23 protein-coding genes and 1 pseudogene are annotated in these 22,858 nt (G+C 71.7%); 10 read left to right on the forward strand and 14 right to left on the reverse strand.

Annotation, left to right across the window (positions count from 1 at the left end; genetic code table 11):
- The 3 genes and pseudogenes from ABD844_RS27175 to ABD844_RS27185 all read right to left on the reverse strand — a co-directional run.
- Positions 1–693: pseudogene (locus ABD844_RS27175) on the reverse strand (RecB family exonuclease); the annotation flags it as partial.
- 94 nt (positions 694–787) lie between these two features.
- Complete coding sequence (locus tag ABD844_RS27180) at positions 788–1,507, reverse strand: MBL fold metallo-hydrolase (protein WP_344883832.1); 720 nt, start codon at positions 1,505–1,507, stop codon at positions 788–790.
- A gap of 52 nt (positions 1,508–1,559) precedes the next feature.
- Positions 1,560–2,186 (reverse strand): DUF6758 family protein, encoded by a 627-nt coding sequence (locus ABD844_RS27185; protein WP_344883835.1) that lies wholly within the window; start codon positions 2,184–2,186, stop codon positions 1,560–1,562.
- Between the two features lie 89 nt (positions 2,187–2,275).
- Between ABD844_RS27185 and ABD844_RS27190 the strand changes: the two genes are divergently transcribed.
- On the forward strand, positions 2,276–2,659 hold the full coding sequence (locus ABD844_RS27190) for an NUDIX hydrolase (protein ID WP_344883837.1): 384 nt from the start codon (positions 2,276–2,278) through the stop codon (positions 2,657–2,659).
- A gap of 9 nt (positions 2,660–2,668) precedes the next feature.
- Here ABD844_RS27190 and ABD844_RS27195 read toward each other — a convergent pair whose 3' ends face one another.
- Together ABD844_RS27195 and ABD844_RS27200 are read right to left on the reverse strand one after the other, a co-directional pair.
- Positions 2,669–5,737: a WD40/YVTN/BNR-like repeat-containing protein gene (locus ABD844_RS27195; protein WP_344883839.1), complete on the reverse strand. Its 3,069-nt coding sequence runs from the start codon at positions 5,735–5,737 to the stop codon at positions 2,669–2,671.
- A gap of 186 nt (positions 5,738–5,923) precedes the next feature.
- Complete coding sequence (locus tag ABD844_RS27200; protein WP_344883842.1) at positions 5,924–6,910, reverse strand: CPBP family intramembrane glutamic endopeptidase; 987 nt, start codon at positions 6,908–6,910, stop codon at positions 5,924–5,926.
- A 109-nt stretch (positions 6,911–7,019) separates the two neighbouring features.
- Between ABD844_RS27200 and ABD844_RS27205 the strand changes: the two genes are divergently transcribed.
- Entirely contained in the window at positions 7,020–7,718 is a 699-nt protein-coding gene (locus tag ABD844_RS27205; protein WP_344883845.1) for a hypothetical protein, read from the forward strand.
- The gene (locus tag ABD844_RS27210; protein WP_344883848.1) at positions 7,715–8,260 is read left to right on the forward strand and encodes a DUF6529 family protein; all 546 of its coding nucleotides are present in this window, start codon (positions 7,715–7,717) and stop codon (positions 8,258–8,260) included. Before ABD844_RS27205 ends, ABD844_RS27210 begins: the two co-directional genes overlap by 4 nt.
- 37 nt (positions 8,261–8,297) lie before the next feature.
- Here ABD844_RS27210 and ABD844_RS27215 read toward each other — a convergent pair whose 3' ends face one another.
- Positions 8,298–9,230, reverse strand: a complete 933-nt coding sequence (locus tag ABD844_RS27215) for an HpcH/HpaI aldolase/citrate lyase family protein (protein WP_344883851.1) — start codon at positions 9,228–9,230, stop codon at positions 8,298–8,300.
- A gap of 92 nt (positions 9,231–9,322) precedes the next feature.
- Between ABD844_RS27215 and ABD844_RS27220 the strand changes: the two genes are divergently transcribed.
- Entirely contained in the window at positions 9,323–9,715 is a 393-nt protein-coding gene (locus tag ABD844_RS27220; protein WP_344883854.1) for a hypothetical protein, read from the forward strand.
- On the opposite strand, the gene ABD844_RS27225 is transcribed toward ABD844_RS27220, so the two are convergent.
- A complete protein-coding gene (locus ABD844_RS27225; protein WP_344883857.1) occupies positions 9,699–10,745 on the reverse strand; it encodes an EamA family transporter in 1,047 nt (348 codons plus the stop codon). The genes ABD844_RS27220 and ABD844_RS27225 overlap by 17 nt on opposite strands.
- A 97-nt stretch (positions 10,746–10,842) precedes the next feature.
- On the opposite strand from ABD844_RS27225, the gene ABD844_RS27230 reads away from it, so the two are divergent.
- Together ABD844_RS27230 and ABD844_RS27235 are read left to right on the forward strand one after the other, a co-directional pair.
- On the forward strand, positions 10,843–12,054 hold the full coding sequence (locus ABD844_RS27230; protein WP_344883860.1) for a magnesium transporter MgtE N-terminal domain-containing protein: 1,212 nt from the start codon (positions 10,843–10,845) through the stop codon (positions 12,052–12,054).
- On the forward strand, positions 12,044–12,523 hold the full coding sequence (locus ABD844_RS27235; protein WP_344883863.1) for a DUF1003 domain-containing protein: 480 nt from the start codon (positions 12,044–12,046) through the stop codon (positions 12,521–12,523). The genes ABD844_RS27230 and ABD844_RS27235 overlap by 11 nt, the downstream gene beginning before the upstream one ends.
- A 54-nt stretch (positions 12,524–12,577) precedes the next feature.
- On the opposite strand, the gene ABD844_RS27240 is transcribed toward ABD844_RS27235, so the two are convergent.
- A complete protein-coding gene (locus tag ABD844_RS27240; protein WP_344883866.1) occupies positions 12,578–13,048 on the reverse strand; it encodes a MarR family winged helix-turn-helix transcriptional regulator in 471 nt (156 codons plus the stop codon).
- Between the two features lie 161 nt (positions 13,049–13,209).
- Between ABD844_RS27240 and ABD844_RS27245 the strand changes: the two genes are divergently transcribed.
- Positions 13,210–14,346: an Mrp/NBP35 family ATP-binding protein gene (locus ABD844_RS27245; RefSeq protein ID WP_344883869.1), complete on the forward strand. Its 1,137-nt coding sequence runs from the start codon at positions 13,210–13,212 to the stop codon at positions 14,344–14,346.
- Positions 14,347–14,420: 74 nt separating this feature from the next.
- On the opposite strand, the gene ABD844_RS27250 is transcribed toward ABD844_RS27245, so the two are convergent.
- The 4 genes from ABD844_RS27250 to sigE form a co-directional block, all read right to left on the reverse strand.
- Positions 14,421–14,786, reverse strand: a complete 366-nt coding sequence (locus ABD844_RS27250) for a sec-independent translocase (RefSeq protein WP_344883872.1) — start codon at positions 14,784–14,786, stop codon at positions 14,421–14,423.
- Positions 14,787–15,382: 596 nt separating this feature from the next.
- Positions 15,383–17,347 carry a trypsin-like peptidase domain-containing protein gene (locus tag ABD844_RS27255; RefSeq protein WP_344883875.1) on the reverse strand — a complete coding sequence of 655 codons (1,965 nt, stop codon included), beginning with the start codon at positions 17,345–17,347 and terminating at the stop codon, positions 15,383–15,385.
- A gap of 163 nt (positions 17,348–17,510) precedes the next feature.
- Positions 17,511–18,029: an anti-sigma factor family protein gene (locus ABD844_RS27260; protein WP_344883878.1), complete on the reverse strand. Its 519-nt coding sequence runs from the start codon at positions 18,027–18,029 to the stop codon at positions 17,511–17,513.
- A 1-nt stretch (position 18,030) separates the two neighbouring features.
- Positions 18,031–18,663 (reverse strand): RNA polymerase sigma factor SigE, encoded by a 633-nt coding sequence (sigE, locus tag ABD844_RS27265; RefSeq protein ID WP_148440425.1) that lies wholly within the window; start codon positions 18,661–18,663, stop codon positions 18,031–18,033.
- Between the two features lie 173 nt (positions 18,664–18,836).
- Between sigE and ABD844_RS27270 the strand changes: the two genes are divergently transcribed.
- A complete protein-coding gene (locus tag ABD844_RS27270; protein ID WP_344883882.1) occupies positions 18,837–19,475 on the forward strand; it encodes an O-methyltransferase in 639 nt (212 codons plus the stop codon).
- On the opposite strand, the gene ABD844_RS27275 is transcribed toward ABD844_RS27270, so the two are convergent.
- Complete coding sequence (locus ABD844_RS27275; RefSeq protein WP_344883885.1) at positions 19,465–20,868, reverse strand: leucyl aminopeptidase; 1,404 nt, start codon at positions 20,866–20,868, stop codon at positions 19,465–19,467. The genes ABD844_RS27270 and ABD844_RS27275 overlap by 11 nt on opposite strands.
- A gap of 79 nt (positions 20,869–20,947) precedes the next feature.
- Positions 20,948–21,115 (reverse strand): DUF3117 domain-containing protein, encoded by a 168-nt coding sequence (locus ABD844_RS27280; protein WP_020545024.1) that lies wholly within the window; start codon positions 21,113–21,115, stop codon positions 20,948–20,950.
- 159 nt (positions 21,116–21,274) lie between these two features.
- On the opposite strand from ABD844_RS27280, the gene ABD844_RS27285 reads away from it, so the two are divergent.
- Positions 21,275–22,072, forward strand: coding sequence for a PaaX family transcriptional regulator (locus ABD844_RS27285; RefSeq protein ID WP_344883888.1), 798 nt, complete (start codon positions 21,275–21,277; stop codon positions 22,070–22,072).
- Complete coding sequence (locus tag ABD844_RS27290; RefSeq protein ID WP_344883892.1) at positions 22,069–22,845, forward strand: enoyl-CoA hydratase-related protein; 777 nt, start codon at positions 22,069–22,071, stop codon at positions 22,843–22,845. Before ABD844_RS27285 ends, ABD844_RS27290 begins: the two co-directional genes overlap by 4 nt.
- The last annotated feature ends 13 nt before the right edge of the window (positions 22,846–22,858 follow it).

Raw genomic sequence — 22,858 nt, forward strand, 5'->3', positions numbered from 1 at the left:
GAAGGCCGCGGCCTCCATGGCCAGGTCTTCCGCCCGGCTCAGGTGGCGGCCGAGCGACTCGTCGGTGTGCCGCCACTCGACGATCTCGCCGGTGGGCAGGTGGTGCAGCTCGACCGTACGGCAGGGGGTGCGCATCATGGTCGAGGCCGAGACGGCGTAGACGGCCAGGGCCAGTGAGGAACGGGCGTCGTCCTGGGTGAGCGGGCGGCGGCCGGTCTTGTAGTCGACCACGACCAGCTCGTCGCCGCGCCGGTCGAGCCGGTCGATGCGGCCGGACACGGCGATGACCTTGGTACGCGTGGCGACCGTGCGCTCGACGCCGACCGGGTCGTCGGACGGATCGAGGGTCGAGACATAGCCCGACACGAGGTCACGGGCGCGGCCCAGCCACTGCCCCGACTGGTCGGCGTCCCTGAACCCCTCGGTGATCCACCCGTTCGTCAGCAGGATGGCCGCCGTCAGCGGGGTGCGGCGTTCGTACGGCTCCCGCCACCACCCCGCCAGCGCGTTGTGCACGCTCGCGCCCACGCTGTTGTGCGCCCAGGCGGGCCCCTTGGCGGGCTGCGGCCGGTCGAGGTAGGTGAACCGGTAGCGGCGACGGCAGTCGAGCCAGGTGTTCAACCGCGACGGCGTGCACGGATAGAGCCGCCGCGGCATCCCTTCCAGCGGGAGCTGGCCCGGCACCGCGCTCATCCGGCCTCGCCCCGTGCGCGGGCGACCCGCCGGGCGCGCGGGACCGGCTGGACATGCGGGACCGGCCGGGCCGTCAGGTGCCGCCGGCGCCGCCTCACTCGTCGTCCGGGCCGAGCTTGATCCCGGAGATCCTGGTGCCGTCGGTCAGCGGGGTGTTGTCGTCGTCGCCGTCGGTGTCGACACGGGTCAGCGAACCGGACACCCAGGCGTCGAAGTGCGGCTCCAGGTCGCCGACCGTGACCTCGTCACCGTGCGCGGCCAGCACCCGCGTGTCGCCGGGGAGCGTGAACAGCCGCCCGCCGATGGAGGTGAGCTGGTCGGCCAGGGCCGGGTATTCGCCGGCCAGCTTGCCGGGGCCGTCGGCCTGCAGGGCCTTGCCGGTGAACACAGCCGAGAGCGCCTCGCAGTAGAGCGAGACGCCGCCGGGCGTGACCCCGGGGGTCTCCATGACATCGAGCTGGACCTCGGCCACCTCGAAGATGCCGTCGTCCTCCATGTCGATGTCGGGCCAGGTCTCCCGCCAGGTCTCCCGCCACAGGGGCTTGTCCTTCGGGTGCAGGGCCACCACGGCCTCGTCGCGGCTGGCCACCTCGATGGCCGCGGCGACGTGGTCGGGCAGGCCCGCCGTGCAGATGACGGCCAGCACCTCCCGCTCGCCCACCTGCTCCAGGATCTTTTCGGCGTCACGCGCCGGGTCGACGACGATGACTTCCTCGTCGTCGCCCACGATCCACGTGTTGTTCTCGACCTTCTGCTCGGTGCCGTCGATGGTCACGACACCCTCGGTCACCACTCGCTCGATACGCGCTGTCACGTCTCCGAACTCTAGCCCGTCCGCAGGACAGAGCGAATCGCGTTCGCCCGTCCTAATCCTCGAGTCTGGGGGAGAACGCCCCGAACGGTACATCCAGGTCATGATCACGGACGTCCAGCAGCGACAACTCGGCCAGCGCGATCACGCAGCCCGCGTCGGCCGGCCAGGCGATCGCCCACAGCCAGTTGCCCATCGCCTCGCCCGCGTAGACCGCCCGGTCGTCCTGGCCGTCCACGCACCACAGCGCGGTGGGGTGGCCGAGCACCGCGATCTTGGCGTTCGGCGGGCCCGCGTCGAAACCCTCGCCGGGGTCGGGGCCGTCGAGCCCCGCGAAGGCCGCGCCCAGCCCGATTCCCGGCTCCTCGGCGATGATGACCAGATCTGCCGGCCCCTCCATCAGCGACGGCCCCGTCAGCGCCACCAGGCTGGCGCGGGCGCCCGTACGCTGGTCGCCCACCTCGCCGAAGCCGGTCACCAGCCAGCCGGCGGGCAGCGGCCACGGCAGCCACACGGGCACGACGGAGTTCTTGCGTATCGCCTCCAGCGCGGTGCCGGTCGGCGGCCACGGAGGCTGGTACGGCAGGACGTCACCGTGCGCAGCACATCGAAACGCGCTTGACCAGGCGCTCGGCCCGTGCAGCGGGCCAAAACACCGCGGGCAGGTTGGAGCCGCTCTCACAACTACCCACGGTGCTTTCTCCGGGACTGCCCCGTCAAGGCCGGTGCTCGTTATCCCGTCGTAATCTTGGTCATGTGCGCGTAAATTGTGTGGGCGCGATCATTTTCGACGCCGCTGACCGGCTCCTGCTCGTCAAACGCGGACGTCCACCAGGGATGGGGCTGTGGTCCATCCCCGGCGGACGCCTGGAGCCCGGCGAGACGGACGAGGCCGGGGTGCGCCGCGAGGTGCTGGAGGAGACCGGGCTGCGCGTGGCGGTGGGACGCCTGGCCGGCACGGTGGACCGGCCGGGGCCGGGCGGGGTCACGTACGTGATCCGCGACTACCTCGCCACCGTGACGGACGGGGTGCCCGCGCCCGGCGACGACGCCGCCGACGTGCGCTGGTGCGGCCGGGCCGAACTGGCCCGGCTGCCGCTGTCCGACGGCCTGCTGGCGGCGCTGGCCGAATGGGAGCTGCTCCCGCCGGGCTGATCCCGCCGGTCACCTGCTGGACGTCAGGCTGGAGGTCCACAGGATCAGATGATCGGCGTTGTACGTCGTGGACCGGCCGAGCGCCACCACCTCCGCCCCCGCCACGGCCACGGCCGACAACCACTGCGTCCCCTGGCCCGCCAGGCGGTCCTTGGTGAGCTCCATGCGGTTCCACGACAACCCGTCCTGCGAGGTCCAGGCCGCGCTGTCGCCCTCGCCCGGCTCGCCGTGCCAACCGACCGCGACCAGCCCCTCGCCGGCCGCCGCCAGGTCGTACACCGCCGCCGCCCGGTCCGCCGGCAGCCAGGCCGTCTCCCAGGACTCGCCCTCGTCGTCGGAGACGGCCGCGAACGCGCGCCGCGCCCCGTCCGCCAGCGCCGTGCCGATGGCCACGAGCTTGCCCTGGTAGGAGGTGATCCGGCGGAGCCCGGCCGCGGTGGCGCCGGGAGGTGTCACGGGCTCGCGGGCGCTCCAGTTCACGCCGTCCTCGGAGTGCCACACCACGGTCTTCTCCCGGTCGGCGTCGCCCGCGCCGCCCACGGCCACGTAACCGTCACCGGCGGCGATCGCGTCGTGGACGCGTACGCCTGAGCCGCCCTGGGGCAGCCGCTCCGACCTGGTGTACTTGCGCGTGTCGGGGGTGAACCACAGGGCGGCGCCGGCCGTGCCCGCCTGGTCACGCCACTCGCCGGCCACCACATAGCCCTCCTTGCCCGCCGTCACCACGTGGGCCCGCAGGTACGGACGGTCCGCGGGGCGGGTCAGGTCGCCCGTGGCGTTCACGCGTTTCCAGGTCTCGCCGTCCTGGGAGGTGACGAGGAGGGGGTCGGTGACGGAGACGTTCGTCTCGGTGCCGCCGACGGCCAGCCAGCCGCGGGCGCCGTGGGCCACGTCCTCCAGGGACTGCTTGCCGGGGCCGCCCAGGCTCATGGACTTCCAGCTCTGCCAGTTCTTGATCGTCCACAGGCCGGCGTCGCCGGAGGCCGAGCCGACGGCCACGTACCGGCCGCCGGAGGCCGCCAGCGCGTTCGTCTCGCGGGCCATCCTGGTCAGGCCCTCGACCTCGCCGAGTTGCACGCGCGAGGCGTCGCCGCGCGGGGGCGCGGCCATGAGCACGAGCTGGTTGTCGACGTCGGAGGCCGCCTGGTCGCCACCGGCGAACAGGGTGCCGCTCGCGGAGATCGTGAACCCGCGCAGCGTCGCGCCGGTCAGGTCGCCGAGGTCGGCCCGCTTGTCCCAGCCGCGCCCGTCGGTGCTGGTCAGCACGGAGTATTTGCCGAAGCCGGCCTGCGTGATCGCGGCGATGCCCGAGGAGTAGGAGATCAGCGACTCGACGCCGCGGCTCCCGGCGTCGAGTCCGCCGATCGAGCCGCACTGCGACCACTGCGCGCCAGTCGGCGAGCAGTAGACGCGTACGTCCCCTTCCGGCGTGCGCTGCCGCGCCGGCACCAGCACGAACTGCTTGGGCAGCACGGCCACCGTCCCGGCCCGCGGGTCGATCGCCTCGGGGAGCTGGAAGCCGGTCGCCCGCCAGGCACGGCCGCCGTTGGCCGAACGCAGCACCCGCGATCCCTCGCCGATCGCGGGTACTCCGATGGCCACGACCGTGTCGCCCTTCGCGACCACGGCCCTGAGCTCCCGTACTTCCAGTCCCCTGGTCTCCACGCGCTGCCAGGTCCGGCCGTCGGCCGAATGCCAGGCCGCCGGGCCGGTGCCGCCGTCGGCCCCCGTCGTACGGCCGACCGCGACGAACCCCGAGCCCGTCCGAGCGATGTCCTCGATGTGGTCACCGGCACGGAACGCGGCCAGCCCCGACTCCGGCACGACCGTCCAGGTGAACCCGTCGGTGCTGGTCCACAGGCCGCGCTCGCCGGACACCTCGTCGCCGCCGCTGGCCAGCCACCGGCCGTCGCCGCCGACCACGCGCCGGACGGTGGGCGTGGACGCGCCGTTGACCTGGCCGAGCCGCCAGTTCTCGCCCCCGTCGGGCGAGAACAGGAAGAGCGGGCGCGGGGTCGGGCTCGTCGTGTCGCTCCCGACCGCCACCACCGCCTTGCCCACCGACGTCATGTCGTTGAGCTTCTGGTCGACGCCCTCGCCGGCCGCGGGGACGGTGAACAACTCGTCCCCGGAACGGCCGGTGCCCGCCGCCAGGCTCAGGCCGGGCGTCTCCGCGGCGTTCCACTGCCAGACGAGCACGCCGGTGGCCACCAGGAGGGCCGCCGCCACGGTCAGCACCATCGGGGCGGGCCTGCTGCCCCCGCGCACGGGGCTGGACCTGCGTACGGCGGCGGGGGCCGGACCCCTGTGGTGGCGTCCGCCCGAGCCCTGCGGACCCGGCGGACCGGTGGCGACCAGCAGGTCGGGCCTGGTGGGGCGGCCCGCAGGGGGACGTCCGACGCGGCGCACCTCTGGCTCGCCGTCCAGGTCGTCCTCGTCGCCGGGCTCGGTCTCGCTGTCAGGGAGGGGATAGACCAGCCGGTACGGCGGCAGCCGCCGCTCCTCGTCACCGTCGGACGGCTCGGGAGCGCGGGGCTCGGGGACCTGGGGCTCCGCCTCCTCGGGGTCCAGGGGTTCGGGCGCCTGAGGCTCGGGGGGCCGGGGCTCGGGGACCTGCTCGGCGACCTGTTCCGGGGCCCATGGGGCGGCGGCCTGCTCAGGGGCCTGCTCCCTGGCCTGCTCCCTGGCCTGCTCACCGGCCTGTTCACTGGTCTGGGGTGCGGCGTCGAGCGGGCCTCCGGCGACGAGCTTGTCGGGCCGGTTGACCACGCGGCGGGGCCGCCGTCGCGGTTCGGCCTCGGGCTCGGCTGTCGGCGAGCTGTACGGCCTGCGCCCCTTGGGCGGTTCCTGCGGCGTGTCGTCCAGGATGGGGGCGGCGAACGGCGGCATGCCCCACGGAGAGCTCAGCGGTAACCCCCTGGCCCGGTCGTCGGTGGGGCCAGGTGGCGAATGGCTGATCCTGGGCTCTTCGACGGGGGCCCTGGGGTCGGTGGGGGGATGGTGTCCTGACGTGCCCTCGGCACGCGGGTCGTCGTCTTCCGGCGGTCGCCGTGGCGGTTCGCTGGGGCCGGAGGCCACGCGCCGTACCTCCTAGTCGAGCTCGTCCTACAGGTAGATCTCGCGGGGAGATCTCGGCCGCGTTCGCGGAGCGTTCCAGGAAGGTCCGGGCAGAGCCCTCGCCGTCCCTGACAGCATCCAGACCAGCATGATTGAGCCGGAATAGCGAGACCTCTCTAGCGAGATTCCCCGCACCTCCTGCCTGATTTATTGCGAAGTGGTGCTAATTGACTGCTTTTTAGCTAGATACATCACACCAAACGCATACACCCCGAGCTGCACCACGGTTCCCGTCAACGCCTGCCACGGCACCGGCACCTTCCCCTGATCCAGCGCGTCCTGCAGGTTCCCCGCGGCGGCGCTGATCCCGAAGGCCACCACGTTGTTGACGACGTGCAGCGCGATCGCCGCCTCCAGCCCTCCGGTACGCACCGACAGCCACGCCATCACCGCCCCGAACGCGAACACGTCGAGCAGCCCCGCCCACGAGTACCCGTGCAGCGACGCGAACAACGCAGACCCGATGACGATGCCCCAGATCGGACTGCGTACGTGCGCCCCGAGGGCCTGCATGAACCAGCCGCGGAAGACGTACTCCTCGGCCGCCGCCTGGAACGGCACCAGCAGCAGGATCACCACGATCAGGGGCAGGAACGCCTGCCACCCGGCCCAGCCGAGCATCTGCGCGTCCAGCCCGGCGGACGTCAGTGCCAGCCACTGGGCGCCCTGCCCGAGTGCCAGCGCCAGCACGGCCAGCAGGGCGCAGGGCGCCAGCCACGACCAGCGCAGCCGCCCGGCCACCGACGAGAGCGTCCCCGGCCTGCGCCGCTGGAGCAGCGCCGCCGTGCCGAGCACGAGCAGGAGCACGGGCGCGATGGACAACAACGTCATGGCCAGGCCGAAAGGCGTGCCCAACGGCAGCCCGGTGAAGCGGTCGACCGGCCACGGGAGGCCGAAGATCTCCGCCAGGGTGACGGACCCGAACACGACCACGATGCCGATCGCCACGAACCCGACGGCGATGACGAGCGTGCCGACGATCGACCGCCACACCCGGGCGGCGGCGTTCCTGGCGAGGTGGTCGAAACGGGCCCCATGCGGAGCGGGCAGGAACCAGGACGGCGGCTGCGGCGGATACGGGTACCCGGGCGGCGAAGCACCGTACGGAAATTGAGGTCCTGGATTCTCCTGCATCTCTCCATTCTGTCCATCCGATGCGCAATAGTTCACAGACGGCCCGCCGTTTGAGGCGGATGCTCGGTGTCGAAGGCATTTCGCCGGCATTCGACCCTGGGAGCAGTCCATGTCAACGCTGGGACCTTTCCTCACCCTCGCGGCGGGCGCGGTGCTCGCCGTGGGGCTGGGCGTGGCCAGCATCACCGCGACACCGCCGGCCGGGAACACGGCCGCCGACACCCCCACAGAGGCGCCCGCCGCCGGGCAGACCGCCGCTGAGCCGAGTTCCCCCACCCCCTCCCCGTCCGCTACATCACCGGAGGAGATCGTCAAGGCCGACTACGGCGGCCGGGTGAAGGGCAGCGGCGCCCTGATCGCCGTCTCCGTCAGGAACGGCAAGGCCGTCGGCTACTTCTGCGACGGCCGCAGCGAGGTCTGGTTCAAGGGCTCAGGAACGGCCGGCGAGCTGCGGCTCACGGGCGCGGCCGACACGGGCTCGAAGATCACGGCCGAGCTGGACGACGGCCGGGCCGAGGGCTCGGTCTCCATCGGCGGCAGGAAGTGGAGGTTCGTCGCGCCCACGGTGGTCAAGCCGTCGGGCCTGTACCGGGCCACCGCCGTCGTCAGAGGCGCCAGGCTCCGCGCCGGGTGGATCGTGATCAGGAACCAGGACGGCGGTTACGACCAGGTCGGCGCCGCCTTCGCCGGGGAGGAGCAGTTCGGCGTCCCGCGGCTCGACAGCGGGCGGCCCACCGCCCCCGTCACCGTCGCCGGCACCACCGTCCAGCCCAAGGACGTGGACGGCTTCATCGAGGAGATGCGATGACCGCCGTGCCCCGGCGGCCCGCCCGCGGCCTGTCCCCGTTGCTCGTGCCGCTGCTGGTCGGCGGCCTCGTGATGCTCGCGCTCGGCGTGTACGGACGGGCGCACACCCCGACCGGGTTCGCCGTCGGCGTGGCCGGGTTCTCGGCGGCGCTGCCCATGAAGGCGTGGCTGACGACGGGCGCGTTCGTTCTCGCGATCGTGCAGGTGCTCTCGGCCCTGTCGATGTGGGGCCGGCTCGGGATCGCCGTCCCGCCCGCCGTGCACCGCTGGTCGGGACGGTTGGCGTTCCTGCTCACGATCCCGGTCGCTTTCCACTGCCTGTACGCCCTGGGCCTGCAGTACGACGTGCCCCGCGTGCTCGTCCACTCCCTGCTCGGCTGCTTCTTCTACGGGGTGTTCACCGCCAAGCTGCTGGCCCTGCCCAGGCGCGACGCGCCCGGCTGGACGCTGCCGGTGCTCGGCGGGCTGGCGTTCACGGTGCTCGTCGGGCTCTGGCTGACCTCGTCGTTCTGGTTCTTCACCGCCGTCGGCTTCAGGGTGTGAAGCTCTGTGGGACTCAGGGGGTGAAGCTCTGTGGGGCTCAGGGTGTGAAGCTCTTCGTACGGCTCAGCCCGGCCGCCCGCCCCTTGGCCGCCACGACGAGCGCCATCTTGCGGGACGCCTCGTCGATCATCTCGTCGCCCAGCATGACCGCGCCGCGCTTCTCCACGGTGGTGTAGTAGTCGTACGCCTCCAGGATCAGCTCGGCGTGGTCATAGTCCTCCTGCGACGGGGAGAACACCTCGTTGGCCGCGTCCACCTGCGCCGGGTGCAGCACCCATTTGCCGTCGAACCCCAGCGCCGCGGCCCGCCGGGCGACCCTGCGAAAGCCCTCGACGTCCTTGATCTGCAGGTAGGGCCCGTCGATGACCTGTAGGTCGTGCATCCTGGCCGCCATCAGCAGGCGCATGAGAATGTAGTGGTAGGCGTCGCCCTCGACGTAGCCGGGCGGCTGCTCGCCGACGACGAGCGTACGCATGTTGATGGAGGCCATGAAGTCGGCGGGGCCGAACACCAGCGTCTCCAGCCGCCCGGACGACCCGGCGATGGCGTCGGCGTTGACCAGGCCGCGGGCGTTCTCGATCTGCGCCTCGATGCCGATGCGGCCCACCTCGTAGCCCATGGTCTTCTCGATCTGGGTGAGCAGCGTGTCGAGCCAGACGACCTCGGTCGGGTCCTGCACCTTGGGCAGCATGAGGCAGTCGAGGAACTCCCCGGCCCCCTCCACGATCTCGATCACGTCCCGGTACGTCCACTGCGTGGTCAGGTCGTTCACCCTGACCACGCGGGTCTTGCCGGACCAGTCGCCCTCGCGCAGGGCGGCCACGATGTTCGCCCGCGCCTCCTCCTTGGCCAGCGGCGCGACGGAGTCCTCGAGGTCGAGGAAGACCTCGTCCACGGGCAGGGTCTGGGCCTTCTCCAGGAAGCGGGGGTTGCTGCCGGGCACGGCGAGCACCGAACGTCGTGAGCGCATGCGCACACGCTACTCGGACACCGGCCGGCGAGATCGCGCCCCTCCGTCCCGGCGCTCCCGGCCGCCGTACGGCGCCGCGTACAGTCGGATCTGTGAGCGACGACACCGCGACCAGCGCTGCCACCAACGTCATGGCCATCGAGGAGGGCGCCAAGAAGTCCGGCGTCCTCTGGCTCACCCTCGACCGTCCCCGCCTGGCCTGGCACGCCTGGCACGACGGCGCGATCTACCTGGTGACGGGCGGCGAGGAGCAGCGACTGCCGGGGCTCGACGCCCTCGACCGGGTCCGCGTCACGCTGCGCAGCAAGGACAACGGCGCCAGGCTGGTGGAGTTCGAGGCGGCGGTCTCGGCGGTCGACCAGGCCGCGGCGGCCGACGTGGTGGCGGTGCTGGCCAAAGAGCGGCTCAACGCCCGCGACAGCGAGCACCTGCCCGAGCGCTGGGCCCGCGAGTCGACCGTCTGGCGGCTCACCCCCGAGCGCTGACGGTCCCCGCCCCCGGATCCGGCACGACTTCCAGACCCGGCTCCAGACCTGGCTCCTGATCCGGCCCCAGGTCCGATGCCGCCTCGGGTCGCGTGCCCGCGGCGGCGGTCGTCCTGCCCTCGGTGACGGTCCTGCTCGCGGTGGCGGTCTGGGCGAGCAGCGCACCCAAGAGCACGATCAGCCCGCCCACGACCTGGAAGACCCCGAGCTGCTCACCGAGCAGCGCCCAGGCCACGATCGCGCCGCCGATGACCTCCAGGGACGCCACGGTGGCGCCCACCGCGGCCGACAGCCGCCGCACGGCGTTGACCCCCAGGATGTACGCCACCACGGTCGCGACCAGCACCATCCACAGGTAGGCGGCCAGCACCGGCAGCCCCGGCCCGTCCCCCGGCGTCGCGGACACCGTGAACGCCTCCCACGGGATGTCCCACGGCCGGGCCAGCGGCACCAGCACCACGGCCGCCCCCGTCATGCCCCAGGCGATCAGGCCCAGCGGGTCGATCTCGTCGCCGAAACTGTCGTTCATCAGGAAATATCCGGCGCAGCACGCCCCGGCCAGCAGGCCGAGCAGCAGGCCGAGCGCGTCCAGGCGCAGCCCCTGCCACGCCTCCACCACGATCCCCAGGCCCACGACGGCCACGACCGCGCCGACGTACGCGGCCCGCGCGAGCCGTATGCGGCGGACGACCCGTACCCAGGCCACCACCATCACCGGCGCCATGAACTCCAGCAGCAGCGCGATCCCCACCGGCAGCCGGGTGATGGCCGCGAAGTACAGCGCCTGTACGCCCGCCACCGCCATGATCGCGTACAGTCCGACGAACGGCAGCCGCGACCTCGGGATGCGCAGCGCCCGCGGCCTGACCACGGCCAGCACCGCCACCAGCAGCAGCCCCGCGCCGGCCATCCGCGTCCACACCGCCTCGATCGGCGCCAGCCCGGCGGCGATGAGATATTTCGCCATGGGCCCGGAGAACGCGAAACAACACGACGACACGAAGGCCAGCGCGAGCCCCGCATGCCTCATTCGCACACCACCTGACGCGTAATGACTGTTAAGCGGGTTTGATACTGACATGTACGGCGTCCCAGGCGCAATGGGACGGCGCTGTTAGCCTGACCAGGTGAAGATCTTCGTGGCCCGGCTGCAGGGGACCCCGGTCTTCGACCCGGCGGGCGACCAGATCGGCCGCATCCGCGACGTGGTGGTCGGGCTGCGCCTCGGGCACCGGCCCAACGTGCACGGCTTCGTGGTGGAGGTGCAGCCGCGCCGCCGCGTGTTCCTGCCCATCACCCGCGTACGCCGCATCGAGGCGGGCGCCGTGATCTTCACCGGACGGATCAACATGCGCAGGTTCGAGCAGCGCACCACCGAGACCCTGGCCATCGGCGAGATCCTCGACCTGACCGTGCGCTTCGACGACCAGCCCATGACCGTCTACGACGTGGCCATGGAGGAGACCAGGCCGTCCACCTGGGAGATCACCAGCGTCGCCCTCTACAAGGGCAGGCGGCGCGAGCCCCGGATCGTCGACTGGGGCGAGGTGTCGGGGTTCGACACGCTGCAGAAGGATCAGGGCGCGGCCGGGCTGATCGCCGCGTTCGAGTCGTTGCGGGCCGCCGACATGGCCAGCGCGCTGCACGACCTGCCGAGCAAGCGGCGCATCGAGATCGCCCGCGCACTGAACGACACCCGGCTGGCCGACGTGCTGGAGGAGCTGCCGCCCGACGACCAGATCGGCATCCTGGGCACGCTCGAACCCGAGCGGGCCGCCGACGTCCTGGAGGAGATGGGTCCCGACGACGCCGCCGACCTGCTGCACGACCTGCCGGAGGAGCAGGCGTCCGAGTTGCTGGCGCTGATGGAGCCGGGCGAGGCGGCGCCGGTGCGGCGGCTGCTGACGTACCCGGAGGACAGCGCGGGCGGCGTCATGACCAGCGAGCCGGTGATCCTGCCGCCCAGCGCCACGGTGGCCGAGGCGCTGGCGCACATCAGGCAGCAGGACCTCACGCCGTCCGTGGCCGCGCAGGTCTACGTGAGCAGGCCGCCGACCGAGACGCCGACGGGCACGTACCTGGGGGTCTCGCACTTCCAGCGGCTGCTGCGCGAGCCGCCGTCCACGCAGCTCGGCACCGTGCTCGACCCCTCGATCGATCCCATCAGGCCGCAGTTCACGCTGCTCCAGGTGGCCTACTACCTGGCCAACTACAACCTCGTCGCGGCCCCGGTGGTCGACGAGCTGGGCCGGCTGGTCGGCGCGGTGACCGTGGACGACGTACTGGATCACATGTTGCCCGAGGACTGGCGGGAAAGGGCCGACTACCGTGACGAGTGAACGACTCGACCAGCCCCGCGAGCTGCGCCGCTCGCTGCGCCCCCACTACGACCCAGAGGCATTCGGCCGCCTTTCCGAGCAGATCGCCCGGTTCCTGGGCACGGCGCGCTTCCTCGTGTACATGACCGTTTTCGTGGCGGTCTGGGTGATCTGGAACGCGGTGGCGCCGGAGAGCCTGCGGTTCGACCCCTACCCGTTCATCTTCCTCACGCTGATGCTGTCGCTGCAGGCCAGCTATGCCGCGCCGCTGATCCTGCTGGCCCAGAACCGCCAGGGCGACCGCGACCGCATCCAGTACGAGCAGGACCGCGAGACCGCCGAGCGCAACCAGGCCGAGATCGAGTATCTGACCCGGGAGATCGCCGGCCTGCGACTGGCGCTGAACGAGGTGACCACCCGCGACTACCTGCGCACCGAACTGACCCGGCTGGTGGAGGAGCTCAAGGGCGACGCAGAGGCGCCGCGCTGAGGGCTCGTGCCGCGGGCTCGCGCTGAGAGATCGCGCTGAGAGATCGCGCTGAGGCTACGCGTGCTGCGAGGCCGCTTCGGGGTCGAGACTGGCCAGCATCGTCCGCGCCTGCGCGATCTCCGCCGCGCCCAGCAGGTCGAGGAACTGGGTCCTGATGCCGCGCAGGTAGGTCGGCGTCGCCTCGGCCAGCCTGGCCGCGCCGCTGTCGCTCAGCACCGCGTACAGGCCGCGGGCGTCGTCGGCACATGCCTCCCTGGTCACCAGGCCGTCGCGCTGGAGCCGGTCGATGAGCCTGGTCAGGCCACTGCGGGAGAGCAGCACGCGGTCGGCGAGGTCGTTCATGCGCAGCCGCCGCCCGGACGCCTCCGCCAGTCGCGCGAGCACCTCGTACGAGGCCAGCGGCAGATCGTGGGCGTCGAGCAACTCCCCTTCGAGATGGCGGGTGATGCGCACCTGGGCACGCTGCAACGTCCGCCACAGCGCCAGTTCGCCGGCGGTCAGCCCCTCGTCGCGCAGAAGCGTCACGGAGTAACCTTAAGACGTTGTTGCACAGACATCTAACAGCGCGGATTAACCCGGCGGAGGCTCTCGTTCATACCATGGAGGGGCATCCTCACCCGGCGTCCAGCGCCTGCCACGCATATACCGACGAAGGAGGGACGGCACTCCCTCGTGCCGAGACTTCGATGGCACCAACCCAGGAACTCGTGACGGCAGCACTCTCCACCGTCATCGACCCCGAGATCCGTCGCCCGATCACGGACCTCGACATGGTCAAGAGCATCGAGATCGCTCCCGACGGCGCGGTGCGCGTCGGTGTCTACCTGACCGTGGCCGGCTGTCCGATGAAGGACACCATCACCCGCGACGTCACCAACGCCGTCGCCAAGGTCGATGGGGTCACGGGCGTCCAGATCGAGCTCGACGTCATGAGCACCGAGCAGCGCAAGACCCTCCAGACCAAGCTGAGGGGCGACCGCGGGCCGGAGAAGGAGATCCCGTTCAACCAGCCGGGCTCGCTCACCCGCGTGCTCGCGGTGGCCAGCGGCAAGGGCGGCGTCGGCAAGTCGTCCGTCACGGTCAACCTGGCCGCCGCCATGACCGCGAACGGGCTCAAGGTCGGCATCGTCGACGCCGACATCTACGGCCACAGCGTCCCGCGCATGCTGGGCGCGTCCGAGCGGCCCACCAAGGTCGAAGACATGATCATGCCGCCGGTGGCCCACGACATCAAGGTCATCTCGGTCGGCATGTTCAAGCCGCCGGGCAACTCCGCGGTGGTCTGGCGCGGGCCCATGCTCGACCGGGCGCTGCACCAGTTCCTGGCCGACGTCTACTGGGGCGACCTCGACGTGCTCCTGCTCGACCTGCCCCCGGGCACCGGCGACATCGCCATCTCGGTGGCCCAGCGGCTGCCGACGGCGGAGATCCTCGTCGTGACGACCCCGCAGATGGCCGCCGCCGAGGTGGCCGAGCGGGCCGGGTCGATCGCGGCGCAGACCCACCAGCAGATCGCCGGCGTCATCGAGAACATGGCGTGGTTGCCCTGCCCCCACTGCGACGAGCGCATCGCGGTCTTCGGCGAGGGCGGCGGCCAGACCGTGGCCGACGCGCTGAGCCGGACGCTGGGGGCGCGGGTGCCGCTGCTCGGCCAGGTGCCGATCGACCTGCGGCTGCGTGAGGGCGGCGACGAAGGCAAGCCGCTGGTGCTGACCGACCCCGACTCGCCGGCCGCCGAGGAGCTGCGCAAGATCGCGGGCGGGCTGAGCAAGCGCTCCTCCAGCCTGAAGGGCCTCCATCTCGGCCTGTCGCCGCGCGGCTGACCGCGCTGCCGCTTCCCGCCTCGCCGGGCCCGCTCAGACCCCTGGGCGGGCCCGTCTCGCGTCGTGGGGGCTCGTCAGGTGGCTTCGGAGTCGTACGGGGGGATCTCGCCGAAGCCCAGCTCGTCGACCGGCTCGGACGTGTAGGGGGCCATGGTGGCCGGCTCCAGGTCGCGCGACTTGTTGTTGTTCCAGTCGTCCTCGAGGTCGTCGAGGAGGTGCTTGCGGACGAAGTTGCGCGGGTTGAGGTCTGCCGGGTCGAAGTCGCGGAACTCCGGGCCCAGACCGGCGCGCAGGTCGTCGCGCGCGTTGTTCGCCATCCGGCGCAGGTTGCGCAGCGTCTTGCCCGCCTGCGCGGCGGCCTGCGGCAGTTTTTCCGGACCGAAGACGAGCAGCGCGATCACGATCAGCGCTCCGACCTCCAGCCATCCGAGTCCGAACACCGTGAGCTCCTACCGCAGTCCAATCTCTCCGAGGACAACCCCGGCCTATCCACAGACTAAGGGCTCCCGTAGGTAGGTCGGGCGTCCCCCCTCACCCAGTTCCCCGCCATGACACCGCGGAGCGCGGAGAACGGCACCCCGGCACCATGAACGGCACTCCCCACCGGCACGGGAGGGCTCTCCCGAAGGCCGCAGACGCACCTGCACGGTCGCCCACACTCCTACAGAGCCGCGCGTACCCGGAGCCGCACGCGCAGACAAGGTCGCGCGCAGACAGCGCCGTAGGCACCCACAACGCCGCACGCCCGCGCAGGCGGCGCATGCGGCCTCAGGCGGGCGTGTGTGACCACGGAGGGCCGTGCGGTCCCTGGGGGCCCTGGGAGTCGCGAAGGTGCCGCAGGAGGCCGGTGGGGACTCCTGCGGCACCGCGATGCGACACAAGGGCCGGGTCGGCCACTCAGGACCGAGCCGGCCACTCAGGGCCGGGACGGCCGCTCAGGACCGGGCCGGGCGCTCAGGGCCAGGTCGGGCGCTCGGGGCCAGGTCGGACGCTCAGGACCGAGGCCGGGCGAGGTCGGGAGGGGTGGGGTCGGGGGTCAGGAGGGTGACGGGGTGGGTTCGTCTTCGGCGACGACCGTGAGGGTCGCCGTGCGCTCCTCACCGGCGCGCTGGAACTTGATATTGATCTTGGAGCCGGGCGTCTTGCTGCGGATGAGGGCGATCAGCTCGTTCCCGTCCTGCAGGGCCAGCCCGTCGATCTCGAGGATCACGTCGCCCGCCCGCAGCCCCGCCTTGTCGGCGGGCCCGCCCTTGGTGACCGCGGGCTGGCCACCGACCGACTCCGAGGCGATGCGTACGCCCTCACCCCGGTAGTCCTTGTCCAGCACGATGCCGATCTTGGGCCGCTTGGCCCGGCCGGTCGTGATCAGTTCCTCGGCCACCCGCCGCGTCTGGTTGACCGGGATCGCGAAGCCCAGGCCGATGCTGCCGCCCTGGCTGCTCATCGAACGCCCCAGCGTCGCGATCGCCGAGTTCACCCCGACGACCTCGCCCCTGCCGTTGACCAGCGGCCCACCCGAGTTGCCCGGGTTGATGGCGGCGTCGGTCTGGATGGCGCTGATGTACGCGGGTTCCTCGCTGCTGGTGCCGGTGTCGTCACCGGCGATGACCGGACGGTTGAGCGAGCTGACGATGCCGGTCGTCACCGTGCCGGTCAGGCCCAGCGGGGAGCCGATGGCGATGACCGGGTCGCCGACGACCACCTGGTCGGAGTTGCCGAGCGTGATCTCCGGCGTCCCGAACGTCTCCTCCGGCTTGACCACGGCCAAGTCGGAGCCCGGGTCACGGCCGACGATGCGGCCCGTGGTGGTCTTGCGGTTGTTGAACACGATCTGGATCTCGCCGCCCTGCGCGGCCAGCGCGACGACGTGGTTGTTGGTGACCACGTAGCCGTTCTTGATCAGGAAGCCGGAGCCGGACGCGCCCTCGGTGTTGGTGCCGTTGCCGACCTCCAGAGAGACCACGCTGGGCAGCACCCGGGCCGCCACGCCCGCCACCGAGTCGGGCGCGCGGTTGGTGGCGCCGGTCGGCAGCGGGCCGAGGCTGAAGGAGGGGTCGTTGCTCTCGTCCGGCCTGGTCAGCAGGTACGTGCCGACGCTCCCGAGCACCGAGGCGACCAGCGCGATGACCACGGCCGCGGCGATGAGGACACCAGCGCCGGGCCCACGGCGGGCGGCATGGGCTCCCTGCCCGCCCGGCGGTGGCGGCGCCCAGCCCGGCCCCATACCGAGGGGCTGGCGCGGCGGTGGCGGGGCTGCCCCAGTGCCGCCGTACCCGTCGGTTCCGACGCCGTACCCGTCGGTGCCGGCGCCGTACCCGTCGGTGCTGGCGCCGTACCCGTAGGCGCCGACGCCGTACGACGGCCCTTCGCCAGACGAGCCGAACGGCGGGCCCTCGTAGGAGCGGGCACCCCCGTCAGGAGGACCGAAGAAGGGGCTGTCGTAGGAGCGGGTGGTGTTGTCGGGGGGCCCGAAGGAAGGGGCCGAGGCGGCGTCAGGCGAGCCGTAGGAGGGGGCGGAGGCGCTGTCTGGGGGCCCGAAGGAGGGGGCCGAGGTGCCGTAGGTGGGGGTGACGGGCTGCGGGCCGGTCTGCGAGCCGTACGGCGAGCCTGTCTGAGGGCCGATCTGGGGGCCGGATTGAGGGCCGGTCTGGGTGGTGTCCGGGCCCGAGGAGTCGTATGGCGGCCCGTGCGGCGGCGAGGCGTCGTAGGGGCGCGGCTCGTACGGGCGCGGCTCGTACGGCGGCGAGCCCGAGACCCCGGAGCGGCCCGACGGGTCGCCCCACGGTGTGCCGAACGAGACGGGCGGCTCGGGCCACCCGCCGTGTTGATCCGTTCTGGGCTGATCAGGTCTGGGCTGATCAGCATGGGGCTGACCTGGTCTGGGCTGGTCCGGCCGGTGCTGTTCCGGTCTGTTGTCCGCGGGCAGGAACTCCGGCCGCCCATGTGGCTCGGGGGAGTCCGACGGCGTGCGTCCTTCGGTGGGGCGCGTCTCGTCGGTCATCTAAGTCTCACCACTCCTTGGCTCGGCCGCCGCAATCCTCGCTCTTGCGGCATACGAGGGTTATAAAGCTTCAATCAGGACTTGCCCATGACAATTCCCGAACCCAGATCGTATGCCCCGCGCACCTCCGACTACGCCAACCGAGTCTTCCCCGGCATATCGGTCAAGGTGTGGCGGTTGACGGCGTGTTCGTACGAGCCTGCTGCTGGAAGAGCTCGACCGGCGGGGCCGGACTCTCCTGACCGATCCCCGTGGCGGCGAAGAAGGTGCCGAGCGCCACGGCCGCGGAGACCACCCCGACCGCCACGTACGCCGAGCGCCTCCTACCACCGCGACCAGGGCCAGTGGCCCCACCGATGGCGTCCCTGCGCGGGCGGTTGTCCAGCGGAGTGATGCTGTGCGGCCCAGGTATGGGCACCCCGCCGAACGTGCGGGACGGGAAAGGGCGCTCCCTCGGCGGCAACGGCCCGCCCGGCTCCGCCATCCGGAGCAGGGACATCGTCAGGTCGGCCGGCAGCGCCGGCGACTCGAGCGAGCGCAGGCGCGACTTCAGCGCCCGCACCGACTCGACCTCGCGCCTGCAGTCAGCGCAGAAAGTCAGATGCGCGAGCGCACGCTCGCGCTCGGTGTGGTTCAGCTCTCCGTCGACGAGCGCGGAGACGCGTTCTCCCAGATGAGCCATGTCAGACTTCCTCCCCACGGATCACGGTCGGGGGGAGTTGAGAATTACGGGGGGCCCGGTGATCGAGCGCCTCCCGCAACTGCGCCCGGCCACGGTGAATACGGCTTCGGACCGTACCCAGCTTGACGCCGAGCGTGGCCGCGATCTCCTCGTAAGACAGGCCCTCGATGTCACACAGCACGATCGCGGCCCGGAACTCGGGTGCGAGCGCGTCGAGGGCGGCTTGGATGTCGGGCTCCAGATGGGCGTCGTCGAACGCCTGCGCCGGGGACGGCTCGCGACCGCGCAGGCGCTCGGCGGCGTCGTCGGCCAGCCCCTCGAACCTGATGCGCTGCTTGCGCCGCGCCATGTCGAGGAACAGGTTGGTCGTGATCCGGTGCAGCCAGCCCTCGAAGGTGCCGGGGGTGTAGCTCGACAGCGACCTGAAAACCCGGACGAAGACCTCTTGGGTCAGGTCTTCCGCATCGTGGACGTTGCCGGTCAGCCGGTATGCCAGCCGATACACGCGTGCGGAGTGGGTCCGCACCACTTCCTCCCAGGTGGGAGGTGTCCAGTCAGACGACACGGGAGTATCGGTCTGGTGGTCGCTTTCGTCCACCAGAACTCCTCTCTCTGGGACCACCGCTACCGCCATAGTGCCTGGTTTCGTCCCTTCGTGCGCACTGCCTGCCCTCCGGACCGGCAAAGCCCGTTTAAACCTGCAACGCCGTGGGACCCTCCTGAGTTCCCGTCATGGCGTGTCTCCCCTAGGCTGCGATCGGTGCCAATCTCGCGGACCAATCGCACGAAAGTGGGGGGAGGAGGCCGATGACCACTCCGGTGGAGGCCACTCTGGCCTATGCGGAGCAGTTCCATCACGAGGATGAGATCCTGCACGCGGCGCGGCAGCGCGGGCTGGAGATGGGTGCCGTACCCCTCCTTCCCGGCGGCGGTGCGGCTCTGTGTTTCCTGGCCACCGTCGTCAACGCCAAGGCCGTGGTCGAGATCGGCACGGGCTGCGGCGTCTCGGGGCTGTGGCTGCTGCGCGGCATGCGTTCCGACGGCACGCTGACGAGCGTCGACGTCGAGCCCGAGCACCAGAGGCTGGCCAGACAGGCGTTCGCGGAGGCCGGGTTCTCCGGCGGGCGGGTGCGGCTCATCTCGGGCCGGGCGCTCGACGTGCTGCCGCGGCTGTCCGACGGCGGCTACGACATGGTGTTCGCCGACGGCGCCAAGCATGAATACGCCGACTATCTGGCCGAGGCCGTCCGCCTGCTGCGCGTGGGCGGCATCGTGGCCTTCGACAACATGCTCTGGCACAACCGCGTGGCCGACCCCGCGCAACGCGACACCGACACGGTGGCGCTGCGCGAGGTGGGCAAGCTGGTGCAGTCGGACGAACGGCTGCGCTCGGTGCTCATGCCGCTGGGCGACGGCCTGCTCGCCGCCGTCAAGATCAGCTCTTAGTGAGCCACTCCAGCAGCACGCGTACGCCGAAGCCCGTGGCGCCCTTACTCAGGGTGCCCTCGTCGAGGGTGCTGCGCCCGACCCCGGCGATGTCGAGGTGCGCCCACGGCCGCTTGCCCGCGAACTCCCGCAGGAACAACGCCGCCGTGATCGACCCCGCCCCGAACGTGGACCCGGCCTCGACATTGGCCAGGTCGGCGATCGGCGACTCCAGCGCGGGCGCGTAGTCGTCGATCAGCGGCATCCGCCACAGCCGGTCGCCGGCGGACTCACCCGCCTCGACGAGCTGCCCGGCCAGCGCGTCGTCGGAGGAGTAGACGGCGCCGACGCTGCGGCCGAGCGCGACCGTGATCGCCCCGGTGAGCGTGGCGACGTCGACGACCGCGTCGGGGTCGAGGACGGCGTCGGCGTAGGCCAGCGCGTCGGCCAGCACGAGCCGCCCCTCGGCGTCGGTGTTGAGCACCTCGACCGTGCGCCCGCCGTAGTGCCTGATGACGTCGCTGGGCCGCTGGGCCGTGCCCGAGGGCATGTTCTCGGCGGAGGCCACCAGCCCGGTCACGCGTACGGGGGCCTTCAGCGCGGCCAGCGCCCCCAGCACGGCGATCACGACCGCGCCGCCCGCCATGTCGGTCTTCTGGAACTTCATGTTGTCGGTCGGCTTGAGCGACAACCCGCCCGAGTCGAACGTGATGCCCTTGCCCACCAGCACCACGTGCCGCTCGACCGGCTCGGCGGGCGTGTAGGAGAGCTTGATGAGCCTGGGCGGGCTGGCCGAGCCCTGCCCGACGGCGAGGATGCCGCCGAAGCCGTCGGCCTGCAGCCGCTCCTCGTCCCAGACCTCGACCGGCACGCCGACCTCGGCGGCCCGCTCGGCCAGCCAGGCCGGGTCCTTGACCGAGGAGGGCGTGTTGGACAGGTCGCGGGCGAGCGCCACCGCCTGCGCCACGGTCTGCGCCCGTCGCACCCGCTCCGCGTCGCCCCCGGCGAAGGCCAGGGACCGCACCGGCTTCCGCCCCGCATCGCCGATCCTGAACGTGTACGCCGCCAGCAGCGCCGCCTCGGCGAACGCCTCCAGGTCGCCCTCGGGCGGCACCACGGTCAGCGTCTCCTGGCCCTTGGCCCTCCGGGTGAGCGCGGCCCCGGCCGTGCGCAGCGCGCGGGGCGAGCCGTCGCCCACCCCGTACAGCAGGACCCGGCCCACCCCGCCGGCCCGTGCCACCGCGACCTCGACGATCTCCCCGGCCGCGCCCTTGGCCTCGTAGTGTGCCAGCAGGTCGGACACCGGCAGGTGCAGCTCGACCGCGGGGTTGAGGTCGGAGCCGTAGGGGACGGCCAGCAGCGTGGCATCGTCGGGAACCTCGGCGACCACCGACGCAGTGGTCTCAATGGGCACGGGACATCTCCTCAAACATCAGCGACCCTGGCGCCGGACTTACGCCAGGGTCGTGGAACCAAGCTCGTCTCGGGAACGCTCAGCCGACGACGTTCTTCAACGCCTCGCCGAGCGCCTTTGCCTCGTCGGCGGAGATCTCCACGACGAGCCGGCCGCCACCCTCGAGGGGAACCCGCATGACAATGCCGCGCCCTTCCTTGGTGACCTCCAGCGGACCATCGCCGGTCCGCGGCTTCATCGCCGCCATGCGTGCATCCCTTCCTGCCTTGGGCTCCCGCGGCCCGCGATTTCCGACCTCCCGAGGGGGTGGTCGGCGCATTCACGTCTTCTGTGATGTCCTATTCTCCCGCATCGAGAGCCCTCATGGGTAACGATCTCCTCCCAGAATGCGTTGTAGCGGCGTGCGATGACGTCCAAACTGGACTCCGTGCACGCTCGCGCCGCTCTGTTCGATCTCTACGGAGACCACCTGCGTTCGCGGGGTGGCCAGGCGTCCGTCGCCGCGCTCGTCCGGCTGATGAAACCCCTGGAAATCGCCGCTCCGGCAGTCCGTACGGCGGTGTCCCGCATGGTGCGGCAGGGATGGCTGCATCCGCTGAGGCTGCCCCAGGGAGCCGGCTACGGACTGACCGCGAAATGCGTCAGGCGGCTGGACGAGGCGGCCTTGAGAATTTACCGAGCCGGGACGCTGACCTGGCACGGCCGCTGGCACCTGATCGTCTTCGAGCCCGTCAGAGATCGGCCGCGCCGCGAGCGGCTGCGGGCCGACCTGACGTTCCTCGGCTACGCGTCGCTGTCGGAGAGCACCTGGATCGGCCCCCGCTCGTCCATCGAGCTGGACAACCTGCTCGAAAGCGAGGAGGTGCGGGCCGACCGGTTCGACGCGGCGCTGGAGGGCGACCCGCGCGAGCTGGTCGCCAGGGCCTGGGATCTGGCCGCCATCGGCGAGGCGTACGCGCTCTGGCACGCCGAGGCTGTCACGCTGATCAGCACGCTGCCCGAGGGGGCCCCGCCCGACCAGGTGTTCGCCACGCGGAGCCGGCTCGTGCACGGCTGGCGCAACTTCCTGTTCCGCGACCCCGGCCTGCCGCCCGAGCTGCTGCCGGCGGGCTGGCCGGGCGAGCAGGCCAGAGCCTATTTCGAGCAGGAGGCCGCCCGGTTGCTCCCCGCAGCCGCGGCATTTGTCGACAGGGAGTTGATTTGATTCGCTATGACGTGGCCGACGCCGTCGCCACCATCACGCTCGACCGTCCCGACGCGATGAACTCGCTGACCGCCGAGGTCAAGGAGGCCCTGCTCGGCGCGCTGCGCCGGGCGGCGAGCGACCGCGCGGTCAGGGCGGTGCTGCTCACCGGCTCGGGCCGGGCCTTCAGCGCGGGCCAGGACCTGCGCGAGCACGCCGACAACCTGGAGGCGGGCCGCGGGCTGGCCAACACCGTGCGCGAGCACTACAACCCCATCGTGGAGCTGATCTCCACCATGGCCAAGCCGGTGGTTGCCGCGGTCAACGGCGTGGCCGCGGGCGCGGGAGCGTCGCTGGCCTTCGCCTGCGACCTGCGGGTGGCCTCGGAGCGGGCCAAGTTCGCGCTGGCGTTCGCGGGCATCGGCCTGGCGCCCGACTCCGGCGCGTCGTGGACGCTGCAGCGGCTGGTGGGCCGGGGCCGCGCCGCCGAGCTGATGCTGCTCGGCGAGCCGCTCGACGCGGCCCGCGCGCTGGAGCTGGGCCTGGTCACCCGCGTGGTGCCCGCCGACGACCTGCTGAAGACCGCCCACGAGCTGACCGTACGCCTGGCGCAGGGCCCCACCCTGGCCTACGCCGCCACGAAGCGGGCGCTGGCCTACGCCGCGACCCACTCGCTGCCCGACGCGCTGGCCCTGGAGGCCGACCTTCAGGACGAATGCGCCGCAACCCAAGACCACCAGAACGCGACCCGAGCCTTCCTCGCGAAAGAACCTCCGACATTCAACGCGGAGTAACCGATCCACCACG

This window comes from Nonomuraea antimicrobica (assembly GCF_039536965.1).
In the GTDB taxonomy this organism is placed as follows: Bacteria; Actinomycetota; Actinomycetes; order Streptosporangiales; family Streptosporangiaceae; genus Nonomuraea; species Nonomuraea antimicrobica.

Bases quoted from the DNA above. Each gene is read 5' to 3' on its own strand.
- ABD844_RS27200 (WP_344883842.1), bottom strand. From the start codon at position 6,910: ATGCAGGAGAATCCAGGACCTCAATTTCCGTACGGTGCTTCGCCGCCC.
- ABD844_RS27205 (WP_344883845.1), top strand. From the start codon at position 7,020: ATGTCAACGCTGGGACCTTTCCTCACCCTCGCGGCGGGCGCGGTGCTC.
- ABD844_RS27210 (WP_344883848.1), top strand. From the start codon at position 7,715: ATGACCGCCGTGCCCCGGCGGCCCGCCCGCGGCCTGTCCCCGTTGCTC.
- ABD844_RS27215 (WP_344883851.1), bottom strand. From the start codon at position 9,230: ATGCGCTCACGACGTTCGGTGCTCGCCGTGCCCGGCAGCAACCCCCGC.
- ABD844_RS27225 (WP_344883857.1), bottom strand. From the start codon at position 10,745: ATGAGGCATGCGGGGCTCGCGCTGGCCTTCGTGTCGTCGTGTTGTTTC.
- ABD844_RS27245 (WP_344883869.1), top strand. From the start codon at position 13,210: ATGGCACCAACCCAGGAACTCGTGACGGCAGCACTCTCCACCGTCATC.
- ABD844_RS27255 (WP_344883875.1), bottom strand. From the start codon at position 17,347: ATGACCGACGAGACGCGCCCCACCGAAGGACGCACGCCGTCGGACTCC.
- ABD844_RS27260 (WP_344883878.1), bottom strand. From the start codon at position 18,029: ATGGCTCATCTGGGAGAACGCGTCTCCGCGCTCGTCGACGGAGAGCTG.
- sigE (WP_148440425.1), bottom strand. From the start codon at position 18,663: ATGGCGGTAGCGGTGGTCCCAGAGAGAGGAGTTCTGGTGGACGAAAGC.
- ABD844_RS27270 (WP_344883882.1), top strand. From the start codon at position 18,837: ATGACCACTCCGGTGGAGGCCACTCTGGCCTATGCGGAGCAGTTCCAT.
- ABD844_RS27280 (WP_020545024.1), bottom strand. From the start codon at position 21,115: ATGGCGGCGATGAAGCCGCGGACCGGCGATGGTCCGCTGGAGGTCACC.
- ABD844_RS27285 (WP_344883888.1), top strand. From the start codon at position 21,275: ATGACGTCCAAACTGGACTCCGTGCACGCTCGCGCCGCTCTGTTCGAT.